Origin of the sequence: Kitasatospora sp. NPDC050543 (assembly GCF_044457565.1) — a bacterium.
GTDB lineage: Bacteria > Actinomycetota > Actinomycetes > Streptomycetales > Streptomycetaceae > Kitasatospora.
On record NZ_JBITGZ010000006.1, the window covers coordinates 101,470 to 117,424 of the forward strand.

Below are 15,955 nucleotides of genomic sequence, written 5' to 3' on the forward strand. Positions count from 1 at the left end.
AATCGCCGCACGGTGCCGAGGTCAAAGGGGCGGTCTCGGGCCGCCGGATCAGTTGATCGAAGAGTCACAGCAACAGTGTCGGCCGAACGCCGACCTACGGCCTGCTGGGGGCAGGCATGCGTCTATGAGCACGAGCCGGGCCAGCGCGCGGCCTTGGTGTCGGTCCTCACGCCTACGCTGAGTGGAGGGGCACGGATTCGGTATACCTGCCTTCTCGCGAGAGAGCCACGGACAGGGGAGACGAGACGTTGACGATCGTCCGCGCGACACATCTGGTCGACCGGGCCGGCGTGAACAGGGCCGCTTACCTGGTGGCTACACAGCTCGGCTGGCTTTTTCGCGAGCAGGACACGAGTGACGTCGGCATCGACGCCCACCTCGAGGTAGTAACCGGCGCCAGCCTGACCGCGAAGACCACGGGCGGTGCGACCGGCCGTCTACTTGCGGTGCAGATCAAGTCCGGGGCGAGTCAGTTCGCCTCTGCGACCGAAGGGGGGTGGTGGTTTCGCTGCGATGCTGCCCACGTGGCCTACTGGCAGAACCACTCCCTACCAGTCGTCGTCATGCTGTTCGACCCCGAGACCGAACGCGTCCACTGGCAACACGTCAACAGCAGCACACTGATCAGCACGGGCAAGGACTTCAAGGTCTACGTGCCCTCGAACCAGCAGATCGACACCGGCAGCGCCTTTGCGCTGAGCATCCCGGCCCGGCCGCAGACCGATCCCGACCCACTCCAGGCCGCGACAGACCAGCTCCCTGGCGACAGCCGCACTCGCCTGCTGTCTGATCACCGCGCCGGTGCCAGCCACGCCCTGCCGCTGGCGGTACTGCTTGCGGAAGCGCCGGACCCCGGCATCGCGGTGATCGGGCTCCTGACGCAACCACCAGCCTGGTTGAGCGGCCTCGAGCCAGAGCACGAGCGCGGTGCATGGAAGGCGATCGCGGCCTATGCCGCAGCGCATGAGCTGGGGCTACCGGTCGTCGATGCACTCGAGCGCGCTGCCGCTGCCGACCCAGAGGACAACGGTCGCCTCCTTGCGCTTGCAGCGATCATCGCCGCCGTCCATGCGCCGGATCGTGCCCCCGACTTGGCCGCCGCTGGCGAACGGGCGGGCTACGTCATGCTGGCATCCATCGCCAGGGCACTGCTCGACGCAGAGGGCGGGCACCTTAGGGACCTACCGGAAACGGTGGCACAGGCGATCGCAGCCCAAGACCCGAGCGCGGTCGGAGACGTGAATGTCCTGCGGTTTGTCGCCCACTGTCACTTCGCGGCTGGCCGGGACAACGAGGGCGAGGAAGCTCTCGAAAAGGCCCTGCGCATCGCCCCGGACGAGCCGAACCTACAGCTCGAATGCGCCCAGTACCTGGTACGCCGCAACGCCTCCGGCGCACCACGCCAGGCGTCTTTCGACGCGGGACGGGCTCAACGCCTCGCGCTGGCCGCACGTGCCGACTATCGGCGTTGGCACGGGCCGAGCGCTTTCGCAGCAGCTGTCCTCATGCAGGCCCGGCTTCTGACCGACGACGTCATGGCCGCTATCCGCACCGCGATCGCCGAGCCAGAGGGAGAAGCCCAGGGCCCGGAGACCACCTTCCAGCCGCTACAGCTGGAAGCGGCACGTCTGTGCCACCGAGCAGGCCAACTCGATCTCGCTGAGGCGCTCGCCCAGGGGCTGACCGACGAGGGCGCCAAGCTTCAGCTCGACGCGTTCTCCACAGACGCGGATCTCTCCAGCAGTCGCGAGGCGCGCATTGCCGCTTGGGAAGCCGCAGCGGCTGGGGCCACTGACGAGGACCAGCTCGGCGCCGCGGCCTTCGCCCTGACTGGCCTCGGTGTCTGGCCGGTCCCGCACTTCGATGAACTCCTCGAGCAGGGCATCATCCCCGAAGCGGTGTACCAGACGCGTTGGGCCGTCGCTGAGGCCGAGGCCGGAGAGGTAGCCGCGGCGATCCGCCGCTTGCGGACCTGGGAGAACATCAGTGTGGTGGCCGCCACCGGACTGATCACCATGTATGAGCGCGGCGGGCAGCTGGCGCTGGCGGCCGAAGTTGCAGAGCGGGCTGGCATCCGCTTCGGTGACGCCTCGTTGAGGGTCCTTGCGGTCGACCTGTGGGACCGTTCTGGCGAGGCGGAACAGGCACGGATCCGGGCGCTGACGCTCCTGAGTCGGCCGTTCCTACCGACGGGCATGCGTCGCTACTTGCGCGGCATGGCTATCCAGTGGGCCAACGACCGGGCGGACTGGACCGACATGGAAGACCACTCGCTCGTCGGACTAGCCGAGGAAGTCGGAATCGAAGACATCACCGCCCTGGCAAGTGACCCGACTGCTCTGCCTGAGGCAGCCCTCCCCTTCGTGTGGGCGGCGATCCGCGCGCAGCTCAACGCTCGAAATCTCGAATCCGCGCGAGACACGCTTGCCCGGTTCGCGCCGCAGATCCGCAACACGGACGACGCAAGATCGTGGATGATGCTCGTCGGCTGGTCCGGGTGGACCATCACCTTCGCCGAGACCGCGATCGACCTGGCCGAACGCTACTACTCCGACGACGCAGAGCTGGCTGGCGCTCTCCTGGGCGGCCTACTCACCGCGACTGGTGGGCCGTCGGAGGAGGGACCACAACCCGGCGACGCTGGTCTGCAGCAGCCCCTGGTACTACCCGAGGCTCTGGAGAGGAGACTGCGAGATCTTCTCGCCAACCCTCCGGCGAACAGCCGGGCATTCACGATGATGCCAGGGACAGCGGAAGACCTCGTACGGTTTGTCGAACAGGACCTCGGACCCCGCGAATGGCTGATCCAGGCAGCCGCCGACGCGGTGCGCGTCGGCAGCATCTCCATGGGGACCTACGCGGCATCGCGCCCCGTCGCCCTCACCTTTTCCCAGCGGGCAGCCGGCCTTATCCCTGCCGCCAGCATCGACAGCGCACACATCGAAGCCGAAGTCCGGGCCGCTCTCGGCGCGCTGAACGGCACCGTCGTCCTTGACGTCAGCGCCATTGCGCTCACCACGCTCCTACCTGGTCGGTTCGACCAGCTCCGATCGGTCTTTACCGCCACTCCCACCACGACTGCGGTCTACGACGACGTCATCAGGACCCGCTACGCCCTCGACGGCATGCTGCGATCCTCTGGCCAACTCGGGGTATGGGACGGACGCTTCACGATGTCCGAGTACTCCGACCAGGACAAGGAACACCTGGCACGCCAGGCGATCGCCTTCACCGAGATCATCCCCACTCTCCAGGCTATGGACGTCACAGACCTCGCCCTGATCCGCGACCTGCTCGGTCTTCCCACCAGCCCGGATGACGCCGATGTGCCGTGGCTCTCGGCCGCGCAGCATGCCCTCGCCATCGGAAGCGCCCTGTGGTGCGACGACGTAGCCCTCCGCGGGCTCCTCATCCAGGCCGGCATCCCGACCTTCGGAACGGTCGCCCTACTGCACGTCCTGAAGGAGCACAACGGCTACCCGGAGTTCACCGCCGAGCGCCACGACCTCGACATCCGCACCCTGCTGGAGTCCTACGTCGTGGACCTGCCCCTGTCCTCGGATGACCTCATCGAGGCGGCAGCGGCGGGCGGCGACTGGAAGCCCGGGTGCGCGGCGATTGTGTTCGCACGGCCCCAGCTGTGGGCCTCCGGGGCGGCGGAACCGTTGTGGGCCACCGTCGTTGAGAGGCTGTGGGACAACGCACCGGACCGTCTCGGCGACTGGTACGCGTTCGCGGTGCTCGGGCTGACCGCGCTCAAGCCGCCCGAGGACATACCCGAAGCCGTCGCCCAGCTGGCCGCCGCGACGCTCCTCGCCGCCGGAGTAGGGCCTGAAGTGGCCGACGCGCTCTGGCCAGCTCTCCTCCGCGCGCTCGACACCTGCAGTCACGCGGCAAACCGGCGCCGCAGTTTGACCGTGCAGGCGCCGCAAACGCCGCCGCTGCCCACGGAGAGTGAGTTGCGATCCCTGCTCCGATCAGTCTTGCTGAGGCAGTTGACGGATAGTCGGGGATTCTCGGAGGCGACCTCAGCCGCCTTCGTCGATGCCGCTCTGCCAGAGTTGCCGGAGGGCTGAGCGGGAGCTGACGAGGGACTGACCAGCCCGTGCCAGAACGGCGGTGGAACGGACGGCCAGCTGGGGGAAGACTGCGCGCGCCAAGGCGTCGCAACAGCCCGCTGCCGGTTAGATGCCGCAGTGCTCGAAGCCGAACGATCTACGCGAGCGCCGGGGTGCTCAACATGCCGAGCAGAGCTGTATTTGTCGCCGCCGAAGCCTCGGCCATCTGCCGTAGGGCGTCGCCGGCGACGTAGCGGTAGCTCTGCGGCGGGTGGAACGCCCCGGCAGACCGCAGCGCGCTGAGCGGCACGGGCTCCTCGAAGGTGACCGGTTCCTCCAGCGTGAGACCGCTGGCCTGGGCGGCGCCGCTCATGTACTCGTCGTACTCGCGCCGGGTAATCCCGGTACGGGAACGGCTGGCCGACCAGACCTCCCGAGGGGTGCCGACTTGGACGGCAGCGACGCGGGCCATGCCCACCAGAGCCATGGTAGGCGCGGTGGCGTAGAGCACGACAGGCGTTCCGGGAGGAACGGCGACTCGCTGGCGTCGCACCTCGACCGTCTTGCTACCCGCGAGGATCGCGGTGGCAAAGCGCGGGTGGACTGAGAGCAGGAGCGCGCGTTCCATCTCGTTCACGTCCGTCGGTGCCCTTCCTGGTAGACCGCCTGGAACAGCCTGTTGTCGATCTTCGTCAGCGACATCAGGGACAACCGTAGCCCCAGACCCTCCGCCAGCGAGGTCAAGCGCCGCAACGTCACCGGTTTAGGGAAGAGCTCGGTGTCCGAGAACCGCAAGGCCATAGCCTTGCCTGATGATCTGTCAGCGATTTCGTGGATCTCCCGCTGACCATATACGCCCAAGTGTTCGAATCGCGCGCGTAGGGCCTCAGCTGTGTCGACCACCACTTCCTCCAGTCGTGAGCAACCGATCACCAACTGCCCTTCCTGGTTGGGCAGCCCCTTGCTGACGTACCAGAGCAGGCGGGCTGGGACGCTCTCGCCGCGGTGGCCGGGGGAGCGGTAGTAGACGTGCTCCCTGCTGATGCCCAGTTCGTTGCGTCGGGGCAACAGCATCGCGGGCACGTTGAACAGCTCCGTGGACCAGCGCGGGTCGATCGGCACGATGAACGACGGCAGCTGCGAGTCCATGACCTTCGCCGGCCACCAGGACCGTTCGGCCACGCCGGCAACTTCGGCCGACAGCTCAGCGGGGAGGACATCCGCAGTTTGGCCCAGCTCCCATGCTGCCAAGGCGGCTGCATTGGTGACCGCTGCCGATGTTCCGCAGATGTCCACCAGCAGCGTTGCCTGGCCGCCGGAGTGCTCGAGGAAGCCGTCGTCGCTAGCTGCTGCCCGCGCGGTGGCTGATACGAAGGGGTCGGTGATGCGCACGACGTGGGCGCCGGATTCGCGAGCGCTCTGCTTCAAGGTGAAGAGCAGCTGCCGTGCCAGAGTCTCCTCCAGCGGATGGGTGGCGGTGCGCAGAACCGGGACGGTCAGCGTGCGGCCGTCGACCGCCCAGGCGTACAGCGCGACCGGATGCCCGCTGCCGTCGCGGATGAGTTCGCGGCGCCAACTGAGCGAGTCCTCCACCAGGGCCCTCAGGCGCTCGGCGAAGGCTGAGCCGCTGTCGCCCCCTGTCTGTTCGAAGAAGGCCACCAGCTCTGCCTCTGCACCCGGCGCGACCTCGTTGATCCGGAACTCGGTGCCCATCAGGCCGGCTGGCCGATAGACCTGAGCCTGTCGCAGCTCGTCCACGTGCAGTGTCACCACCGACGGTGCCACCACGTGGACCCCGGCGACTGCCCAGGCCACATCCGCCAGCTGCGTGAGCAGCGGATCGCGGGTGGCCAGTACCTGCAGTCCGGCGGCCGAGGTCTCGGCGACGTAGCGCAGCCGCGCTTCCAGCCCGGACCGTTCGGTGAGGTCGGGAAAGGCCGCGACTGCGGCGTTCAGCAGATCGCGACCGCAGGTGGTGGCGGCCTCGGGATCGGGGGTGATCTCCCGCAGCCCGGTGAGAGCCGAGCGCTGGTGCTGGCGCTCGACGGTGTCCTCGATCGCGCGGACCTCGTGATTGATCCGAGGCGTGATCGCCACCTCGACCAGGTCGGCCATCCAGTCGGCCGCGAGCGCTTGCGACTCGGCGGCGTCGGGCGACAGCACCTTGCCGTGCAGATCCGCGAAGACGCCGTGGTCCACCACGACGGTCAGCAGGGCATCGCTGTCCACCTCGGCAAAGAGGCTCGGGTGCCGGAAGTCCAGCCACCAGGCATCCAGAATGTCGCCGCGGCGACTGCGACCCTTGACCTCACCCCGCGGATTGAATCCGAGGCTCTCCCACATCCCGGTGAGCCCGTAGTCGCGCCGGCACTTGGCCTTGATCCCGAACCGCTGCCCGTGGCCGGCCCGGATCGCCTCCACCAGGTCGCGTGCTATTCCCTTGCCTCGGTGCTCCTGGGCAACGCAGAGATGGGCCAGCCGCACGTGCGGGGTCCGCTTCGGGAGCCCGAACAGCGCGTAGCCGATGACGTCGTCCCCATCGACGGCAACGAGCAGCCCGCCGTCGTCCGCCATCTTCTCGTAGGCCGGTGGTGTCATCAGGCCCAGTGTCTTGGTGTAGCGATCACCCAACGCGATCGCTGCAGCGAGCAGTTCCTTTTGAACCCCCGACACAGGCACGACCTTGATCCCCATGGATCCCCCTCCCGCCAGCCACCCAGGTGGTATCGGCCCTAGCAATATCGACACGGAGAACCGGTTCAAACCAACGCTGCCTGGCCAGTTGCCAGCAGCCCGGGCTCGCTACCTCAGTGGATTTCAGTGGCCATGGCGCAAGTCGCCAGCTGGGAGGCCATCCAAGGGCTAGCGCTCTGGCCCTCCTGGAGCGCCTTCTCGACGCCTGTGCCACCGTTGGCGTCCGCGTTGGTCTTCACCGCCCCCGGCACCCGCCCCATGGGCGGCAGCGACAGTGACGGAGCTCGGTTGGTGTTCTTCCAGGTAAGAGTTTTGCGTGGGCGGCTGGTGTCGCGGCCGACGATCAGTCGCCCAGGAGATCACCAGCGTGCTCTGCTGCGAGGATCTTCCAGGCGGGAATTCGTACCGTTCGAATGATCGGGTCACAGCTGCCGCCCGGTGTGCTGGGGAGCAACCCGGGAAGTAGGGCGGCCTGGGCGTGAAGCAGGCGCAGGTGGCGGGCAGCGTCCTCGTCGACTTCTGGTCCTCGGTCGATGAGAAGAGCGATGTCGCCCTCGTTGGTGGTTACCAGAAAGTCGCATTGATGGCCGTCCGGACGAACGTCTCGCTGAACGCGCGTGTGACCGGCCTTGATCAGGTGGGCGTGAAGCATATCGCTGAGTTGGTCCACGCGCGTGGTCAGTGCCGGCAACACGAAGGGCCCGTCTTCGGCGGACTGTTGGGCGAGCGTGGCGGGAAGTCCGGGTTGCCCGGACCAGAACGCATGGTCGCCGACGGTAATGAGCTGGGCCTTGGCGCGAGTGATCGCGACGTTCCACAACTGGGCTTCTCGGCTTAGCCAGTTGACGGTACGCCGTGGCATGGTGGCATTGGCGGCCAGGCTCAGGACGATGACGTCGCACTCACCGCCTTGAAACCGGTGGACCGTGCCGATCGCGACGCGGGTGCCGTCCAACTGGGCTTGGAGTCGTTTGCGCTGCTCCCGGAAGGGCGTGATGACACCGATTGTCGCGTGCGGTGGGAGGGCGGCTGTCAGGTCGCTGACGATCTCCTGGACCTGTCGGACTTCCGAGCTGTTGTACCAGGACCCCTGGGGGCCGGGCAGGGGCTGGCTGTTGGACACGTCAATCCAGCGCAGCGGCGTCGCGGAGTGGCCTGCACCCGGCCGCTCGAGCTTGCGGACATCGGTGAGGACACGGAGCCTGCCCGCATAGCAAGCACGGTTGGGAATCTCGGCGATATCAGGGTGGCAGCGGTAGTGCTCGTCGAGGAAGATCGGCTCGCCAAAGGCGTGGGCGGCCGCGTCGAAGGCCGACGCGGTCGTGTAGCCGAGGCGGCGTTCTTCCAGCCAGGATGCACTGAGCTGGGCATGGCGACGGGCGTCGCGTTCAGTACCGACCGTGAGACTGCTGATGTGCCCCAGCTGAGCGGGGTCGCCGATGATGAGAGCTCGCTTGGCGCGGAACAGGAGCGGCATCACTGCGGGGATGGAGCACTGGCTGGCCTCGTCGATGATGACAAGGTCGAAGTGGCCTGGTGCCAGGTCGAGTTGTTGGACGGAGTGGGTTGTCACGGCCCAGCTGCCGAGGACGCTCATCAGGTCGCGTTGGGTGCGGCGCAGGTCGCGGCCGCGCTGGAAGGCGCTGAGCCTGGCCTGGATGAGCGTGCGGGCGGCCCGGACCCGTCCGTTGGTGGTGGAGCGGATCAGGCGCCCTGATGCCAGACTGGCCTGTTCGCCGGCGCGGGTGAGAGCGGCCATGGCCTGAGCGGCCGCGTCCGGCGGAAGGAGGAGAAGGTCCTGGCGCAGCTTCCACTCGGCTTGGCCGGCGTCGGCAAGCGCCGCGAGGGTGGCGGACACGGTGGCAGGGTCGGTCGCGCGGGCCGCGAGGGTGGGTGCGGTGGTGCCGGCTGCATCGAGGGCCTTGAGCAGGGCGGCGCTGGTTCGGCGCCTGCGCCAGGGTCCCAGCAGACGGGCGTCGGCGGCTTTGCGCGCCCGGTGCGCCCAGCGGCGCAGCTGGTCGTCCTGTCCGGCCCAGACGCTGGAGAGCGTGGGGTGCTCGGCGCCGGCGTCGGTCAGCCTTCGGTTGCGCTCGGTCGCCGTGGCCACCAGCGCGGCTTCGTGTTCCGTGACGCCTGCGAGGCGGGTGCGGGCGGCGGCCAGGGCGTCCCGAGCAATGCGTAGTTCGCCGCTGGCCGTGCCTGGCGAGCACTCCGGGGGTTCGGCGTCCTGCAGGAGGCGGGCCAGGTTTTCTGCTTCGCGGACGCGGACGTCTGGGTTTCCGGTCCGCAGGAGCAGCCCGGGAGCGATCGCGGAGCAACGGCCTTCGACTTCGTCGACGGCCTTGTTGTTGGTGGAGGCCACGGCGGTCTTCCAACCGAGGTGAGCCGCGGTCTCCACGAGAGCGGTGACCAGCTGGCTCTTGCCCGTCCCGGCCGGTCCGGTTGCGACAGTTAGTCCGTTTCCGAGGACCGCACGGATGATCTCTTCCTGGCGCTCGTTGAGAGGCTGGACGGAGACGATCGGGCTGTTGCTGAGATCCTCCACGGGTTTCCGTCGGCGCCGGTTGTCGCGGTGGCGGTCGGAGATGAGGTCGGCCAGAGCGGTGTTCTCGATCTCGCTCGACCGGTCGGCGAGTTCACGCAGGTTGGCGACGAGGCCGACGGTCGCACGGTCGGCTCCTGAGGAAGTCAGCAGGAGCGCGCAGTTATGGGCACTGGGGCGTACTTCGGCGGTGACGCTGTCGCCTTGGAGGAGGAGGGGATCCAGCGGCTGTATCTCGTCGATGCCGAGGATCTTCAGGAGTTGGCGAATACTCTGGAGCATCTGGGCGGTGTTGCCGTGCTGCCAGTCGGGCTGCCACGAACTGGTGAGTTCGGTGATCTCGTGCGTCTCCAGGAACTCCTCGAGGACGCCGGGGTGCGGGATGGGTACACCAGCCGACTGTAGAATCCGCGAGCCGTGCTCGTCGGTGGTGAGTTCGAGCTGCTGGAGGAGCAGGGGCGCGAGTCGAGTGCTGTCCGCGGTGCCCTTCCTGCGAGCTCCGCCGGTGGCTGGCAAGGTGACGACGGGGTAGCCGTACCAGATTTCGGGGTCGCTGTCAGCGCTGCCGAGCGTGGTGCCGGGGAGCCGGCTGGGAGCCGGCATGGTCTGCCCGGCGCCGGACTGCAGGAGTTCCCGGCCGCGGCCGAGGATCTCGTACTTGTCCCTCTGGCTGCGGGTCGGCAGCCAGTCGGCGGCCGCTTCCTTGGACATGCACGAGAGGTAGAAATCGGTAAGCTGCGGCCACCGGGCGCTGCCCCTGGACTCGTCGGCCGCCCTGTGTAGAGCTTTGTCGGGGATCGACGGCGTGGTGTCCCCGGGCTGCGCTCCGTGGCCGGGCAGGGAGACGGGCGAGGCGACGCCGCGTGCCAGACGCAGGGTGCCGGTGGCTGCGAGCATGGAGCGAGTGGGCTGCTGGCCACCGGGAGCGCGCAGTTGCTGGGAGACGTAGGTGAAGAGGTCGTCGGTGGTGACCCAGTTCTTGTCGGTCATCCGCCCTGAGCGCAAGCCTTCGACGATCTCGCCCGTGAAACGGGAGGTGCCCAGCGTTGATCCCTCTGGGGCCTTCGCCGAAGCGCTCTGGCGTGCCCGGGAGGCAGTGATGACGTAGACACCGGAGGGCCTGAGTAGCACGCCTTCGGCGGGAGCCTTGAGCGGGCCGGCGGTGGTGCCCTTGGCGGACCAGGACTGGACGGCGGCGCCGCTGTCACAGCAGTCCAGCAGGACGACGCGGGCCGTGGCGCGGCATTCCTGAAGCTGCTGGTGGAGGAACTCGGCGGCGACGGCGGTGTGGGACAAGTCGTCGGGATCGCTGTCCTGGGTGATGAAGTACAACTGACCATCGGCGGCGGAGTACTGACCGTGACCGGTGAAGTACAGCAGGGCGGTGTCGGTGCTGGTCCGTTCGGACAGGAAATCCTCGACGACACGCATCATCTGTGCGGCGGTCGGCTCGGCCGCAATCGTGCACGGGTTGAACATGCCGATGTCGGTCCGCTCCAGGACGGCCTGCATGTAATGAAGGTCGGCTTGTACGGCCGGAAGATCCTGATAGTGGGGCGCGTCGTAGGCGCTGACGCCGATGAGAAGAGCGTGGCGATCGTTGTCCTGCATCTCCTAGCTGCCCTCGACCTCGCGCGGCGCGTCAGGGGCACAGAACGCCTTCACCACGTCGGCGTCTTCGCGCTGGGTACGCCCGTCGATTTCGAGGACGCTGCCATCAGCACGCTCGATCCGGAGACGGCGTGCGGGTACCCGGGATAGCCACAGCTGGATGGCAGCGATGCCGAGGCCGCTTCCCTCGAAGATCAGAGAGAGGATCTCGGAGGTGCTCGGGCCCTTGGAATCGGAGTCAGGCGTGCCGATGCGGGTCTGCCGTGTTTCGGTGGGCACACCGTCGCGAGTCAGGGCCCCTTGAAGAGACCGAAGGTCGCGCGCCTCCCGCAGCGGATCGTCGTCCAGGACGGTGACGGTCAGACGTGTGGCACCGAGCGGGCTGGCCATGACTCCCCCTTGAGACTGGCTCGTGGCTACTGATTCGATCTGCCTGATGACAATGCGTTTTGATGCGTACCCTACCGGTGTGCAGTCCATCTGCTGGGTCCGATTCGGTAATCTGTGGAACTCCTGGCCAGTGACTGGCGCATGTCTCTGGGCTCATTGCCGCTACGAGCTTGTGCGGCGTTCCGGCACGCGGTCCGCACCTTGGCCCGACCAGCAGATCTGACGCCGTGGTAGGTATGGGTTGACCGGACTCACCGACCGTTGGCTTGATAGGTCTTCCTCCACCGAGCACGATGACTCGGATCGCCTTGGCCAGCTCCGCTGACGTGGGTCAGCGACTCCAGGGTGGCGCCGTTGTTCCAGACGCCGAAGTGGTCGCGGTGGATGGCGATGATCCCGTTTTCCTGGGCGAAGGTCTCGGCGGGGCGGGTGAACCGGGTGGTGGTGACGAAGATGGCGATGTCGGCTTTGAAGTGCTGCTTGGCGCCCAGAAGGTCCCGGACTTCGCGGCTCGGGATGGAGGAGGTGGGCGCGTAGCGCTTGCACTGGATCACCATCTTGCGTCCGTCCGGAAGGCGGCCGAGCACGTCGGCTCCGTTGTCGCCGGCCCCGCCTACTCGCTGGACCTCGGAGCACCCGTCTCGGCGGCAGAGGTCGGCTACCAGCTCCTCGAACTCGGTGCCGGTCATCTTGTCCACATCGGCGAGCGTCCGGTGCCCGGCCCGCACCAGCTCCTCGGCCCGCCACTTCCGATCGCTGCGAAGGAGGCGGTCAGTGCGCCACAGCCGCCACCCCAGCGCGCCGACACCACTGATCCCGACCGTGCCGAGGAGGTACGGCCAGATCAGCGACCAGAAGGCCGCGAGGAGAAGCAGCAGTACACCGGCGCCAACGGCGGCTGCCTTCCACTGGCTGTTCCGGCGCCTCCGCGCGGATGAGCGACGTCCGCCTCGCTTGGCCATGCGGCCCCCTCCGAAGATCCCTGTCAGCAGTGTTAGGCACGGAGAGGGGCCGGGGGAAGACCGCCTCAGTCACCGGGTAGGACCGGCTCGCGACTCTTCGGCCCAGGGGGCGGCTCTGTGGGCTTCCTACGACTGGTCGTGATCGTCGGTGGCGAACTGGCCGTCAGATCTGTGAACGAGGCGCTCGGCGTGAGAGGCTGAGGGTGGCGGGCGCATTGTCCATGAGCCCACGAGCGAGCGCTGACCGGGCGACCTGATCAGGCTGTGCCAGTTCCGTGCCAGAACGGGCGGTGAAGGACGGTCAGTGGTGGTCGGAACCGGGCCCGCCACGAACCCACCTGATCGGGTATCGCCGCAGGTCAGAGGCCATTTTGGGCTCGAAAGGCCAAAGATTCCCAAGCTTATAGCGCGAGTTCGATTCTCGTCGCCCGCTCCAACGCTCAAGGCCCAGGTCAGGGAAATGATCCCCGATCTGGGCCTTTGCTGTTGGTGTGCTGCTTTCGGCCGTCGTGCCCCTCGGGCGCCCAACTGGTCAGGCGTGCCTGTTTCGAACTTCCGGGTGAGTTCCACATCCATGCCATGGCTCACCTGCCCCAGGGGGCAGGTGACTTGTCGGCGGTCGAAGTCGATGCGGACGTTGTCCCGTCGAAGCATTTGTTCCTGCGGGCGAAAGCCCGGGGCGGCCGTCGCGCGGGTGCCAGCCGACGACGTCCTCGTCGTGCCACAGCCCGTCCAGCCGGTCCCGCACCAACGTCGCCGTCGGCCCCTCGGGTTGCTCGCCCGAGCGATCTGCGCGGTCAGAGGGGGAGCTTGGTCACGGGAACGGGGGGCGAACGGGCAGCGCACACCTCGTCGGCCGGGTCGGCCCGAGCCGCAGCCGCGAGCCTGCCTGCTGATCATGCTGCTCGCCCGGGATTTCGAGGATCCCCGACGGGGGCGAGCTGAACCGGTGAGTGGTCGGGAGCGTCGGCTCAGTGGGTGGGCGGGGTCCAGTCGGCGGGCAGGCCGGACTGGGTGAGGACGGAGTTGAGGCTGTAGTAGTCCTGGTCGGAGGCGATCCGGTGGTGCTCGCCGAGGTCGAGGAGGGTGGCCATCGGCACGGCGAACGGCTTGGGCGCACCCTTGAGGTGGCCGGAGTAGACGGCTTCGACGGTGATGTGGGAACCGTCCTGGTGGGTGGCCTTCACCGTGACGTGGACGTCGTCGATGAGGCTGTCGGTGCGGGCCTTCCACCCCGCGATCTCCTGGCGGCCGTGGAATGTGACGCCCACGCCCTGGTCGGTGTAGGTGCTGTCCGCGGTGAACAGGGTGCCGAGCGCCTGGGAGTCGGCGCCGTTCCATGCGGCGGCCCATGCGGCGACGGCCTTCGGCAGGCTCTGTGCGGCGGGCTGTGCGGCAGCGGCGGTGGCGCCGAGTACGGCGCAGGCGGCCGTGGCGCTGATCAGTGCGGTCAGGGTGCGGCGCGGGCTGGACTTCATGGTGGGGCTCCTTCAGGTAGTGGTGGGTCTATAGGTGGGTCCGTGAGATGGGCGCGCGTCAGGGGGTCAGGACGACCTTGCCGGAGACGGTGCCCGACTCGGCCAGGCGCAGGGCCTCGGCGGCCTCGGCGAGCGGCAGTTGGGCGGCGATGCGGGCGGTGACCTCGCCGCGGCGGACGGCGGCGAAGACCTCGGTGAGGTCGGCGCGCAGCCGGGCCCGGAAGCGGTCCTTGTTCAGCGCGCGGCCGGCCCAGATGTTGTAGAAGTGGGCGCGGCGTCCGTTGGGCAGGGTGTTCCAGAGCCAGGTACGGGCGAGGATCTTCAGGACGGGCCACTGCTTGGAGCCGGAGTCGTCGCGGGTGGAGGCGCTGCCGTAGGAGATGAGGGTGCCGCCGGGGGCGAGCAGGTGCCAGGAGTCGACGACGCTCCGGCCGCCGACGTGGTCGAAGACGGCGTCCACTCCGCCGGGTGCCAGTTCGCGGACCTGGGCGGGCACGTCACCGGCTCGGTAGTCGACCGGGAGGACGCCCAGGTCCCGCAGGGCGTCGTGGTGCCGGGCGGAGGCCGTGCCGATCACCTTCACGCCCGCCGCGCGGGCGAGTTGGACCAGGACCGAGCCGACGCCGCCGCCGGCGCCGTGCACCAGGACGGTCTGTCCGGCGCACACCCGGGCCTTGCGGTGCAGCATCTGCCAGGCCGTGATGCCGTTGACCACGACGGTCTCGGCCTCCGCCGCCGTGAGGCTCTCCGGGACTCGGACCGCGTCGTCGGCGTCGACGACGACGTGGCTGGCCCACCCGCCGACCTTCACCAGCGCGGCCACCCGCCGCCCGGCCAAGGCCGGGTCGACACCCGCGCCGGTGGCCAGCACCCGGCCGACCAGGTCGTAGCCGGGCACGAATGGGAAGGCCGGCTGGTCGTAGTACCGCCCGCGGCGCATCTGCTGCTCGGCGAACGAGACGCCGGTCGCCTCCATGGCGACCACGATCTGCCCCCGGCCCGCCTCCGGAACGGCGCTCTCGCGGATCTCCAGGCCCTCCGGCGCCACGATGCCCGGCAGGACGACCTCGATGCGACGTTCGGTGCTCATGATCGCCTCTTTCTCGTAGATGCTTTCGTGTTCGTTAGAAGTTATAGCGCTATCGGAATGTGAGAGTCAAGAGCGATAGTGATAGCCTCTAGCTAACAGTGGCTGGAGAGAGGAAGGCGGGTCATGGGCGAACCGGGTACGAGGACACCGAGGGGGCGCTACCGGGCGCAGGTGCAGGAGGAGATCAAGCAGCACGCCTGGGGGCAGATCGCCACCGCAGGGGCCTCCGCGTTGTCCCTCAACGCCATCGCCAAGCAGATGGGCATGAGCGGGCCGGCCCTCTACCGGTACTTCGCCAACCGCGACCAGCTGATCACCGAGCTCGTCAAGGACGCCTACCGCAGCCTGGCCGACACCTTCGCCGCCCGCACCGAGGCCGGCACCGACCTCGAAGGCCTGGCGCAGGCGCTGCGCCGGTGGGCCCTGGACGATCCCCAGCGGTACTTCCTCGTCTACGGCACTCCCGTGCCCGGGTACGAAGCGCCCGAGGACACCACGCGCATCGCCGCCGAGATCATGGCGCACCTCCTCGACGCCTGCGCCGCCGGGCAGCCGCCCGCCACGCCGCGCCCGCTCGACAGCCACCTCGCCGAGAACCGGGCCTGGGCCGGAGAACACCCGGCCCCGTCATCGGTGCTCCGCCGGGCCCTCACCTTCTGGACCCGCCTGCACGGCGTCCTCTCGCTCGAACTCGCCGGGCACTTCACCGGCATGGGATTCGACCCTGCTGAGCTCTACATCGACGAGGTGCGAGCGCTCGGGGCCAGTGGGGCTGACGCCGCGCTGCTGGCAGAGGAGAAGTAGCACCACGCCGGCGCCGACGGCGGCCGCCTTCGGAAGACGGCCTCATTCGCCTGGGAGGACCGGCTTGCGGCTCGTCGCCCCGGGAGGCGCTCTATGGGCTACCTACGACTGGTCGTGACCGTCGAGGGCGGTCGAGCCGTCAGCTCGGTGAATGCGACGCTCGGCGCGAGTCCGATTCTCGTCGCCCGCTCCATATGTAAAGGCCCAGCTGAGGGGCGTGATCCCCGAGCTGGGCCTTTTGCGTTTTGCTGGATCGGCACAATGGGCGGATGGACTTCGAGGGGGATCGCCCGGTTGCGCCGCGGTTGCTGTTGGTCGAGCGTGTC

The 15,955-nt window shown here is 68.3% G+C and carries 9 protein-coding genes; 2 read left to right on the forward strand and 7 right to left on the reverse strand.

Features of this window, described 5'->3' with window-relative positions; all coding sequences use genetic code 11:
* Positions 1–248 precede the first annotated feature (248 nt).
* Positions 249–4,076 (forward strand): DUF4365 domain-containing protein, encoded by a 3,828-nt coding sequence (locus tag ACIBH3_RS09785; RefSeq protein ID WP_396311400.1) that lies wholly within the window; start codon positions 249–251, stop codon positions 4,074–4,076.
* 139 nt (positions 4,077–4,215) lie between these two features.
* Here the strand turns inward: ACIBH3_RS09785 and ACIBH3_RS09790 are convergent, their stop codons facing one another.
* The 7 genes from ACIBH3_RS09790 to ACIBH3_RS09820 form a co-directional block, all read right to left on the reverse strand.
* A complete protein-coding gene (locus tag ACIBH3_RS09790; RefSeq protein ID WP_396311588.1) occupies positions 4,216–4,686 on the reverse strand; it encodes an ASCH domain-containing protein in 471 nt (156 codons plus the stop codon).
* A 5-nt stretch (positions 4,687–4,691) separates the two neighbouring features.
* A complete protein-coding gene (locus ACIBH3_RS09795; RefSeq protein WP_396311401.1) occupies positions 4,692–6,752 on the reverse strand; it encodes a GNAT family N-acetyltransferase in 2,061 nt (686 codons plus the stop codon).
* A 343-nt stretch (positions 6,753–7,095) separates the two neighbouring features.
* Positions 7,096–10,905, reverse strand: coding sequence for an AAA domain-containing protein (locus tag ACIBH3_RS09800; protein ID WP_396311402.1), 3,810 nt, complete (start codon positions 10,903–10,905; stop codon positions 7,096–7,098).
* A gap of 3 nt (positions 10,906–10,908) precedes the next feature.
* Entirely contained in the window at positions 10,909–11,295 is a 387-nt protein-coding gene (locus ACIBH3_RS09805; protein ID WP_396311403.1) for a hypothetical protein, read from the reverse strand.
* A gap of 251 nt (positions 11,296–11,546) precedes the next feature.
* Complete coding sequence (locus tag ACIBH3_RS09810) at positions 11,547–12,257, reverse strand: restriction endonuclease (RefSeq protein WP_396311404.1); 711 nt, start codon at positions 12,255–12,257, stop codon at positions 11,547–11,549.
* A gap of 971 nt (positions 12,258–13,228) precedes the next feature.
* On the reverse strand, positions 13,229–13,735 hold the full coding sequence (locus ACIBH3_RS09815; RefSeq protein WP_396311405.1) for a nuclear transport factor 2 family protein: 507 nt from the start codon (positions 13,733–13,735) through the stop codon (positions 13,229–13,231).
* A gap of 58 nt (positions 13,736–13,793) precedes the next feature.
* Positions 13,794–14,825 (reverse strand): medium chain dehydrogenase/reductase family protein, encoded by a 1,032-nt coding sequence (locus ACIBH3_RS09820; RefSeq protein WP_396311406.1) that lies wholly within the window; start codon positions 14,823–14,825, stop codon positions 13,794–13,796.
* Between the two features lie 123 nt (positions 14,826–14,948).
* Here ACIBH3_RS09820 and ACIBH3_RS09825 point away from each other — a divergent pair, with 123 nt between their 5' ends.
* Complete coding sequence (locus ACIBH3_RS09825; protein WP_396311407.1) at positions 14,949–15,629, forward strand: TetR/AcrR family transcriptional regulator; 681 nt, start codon at positions 14,949–14,951, stop codon at positions 15,627–15,629.
* Positions 15,630–15,955 lie beyond the last annotated feature (326 nt).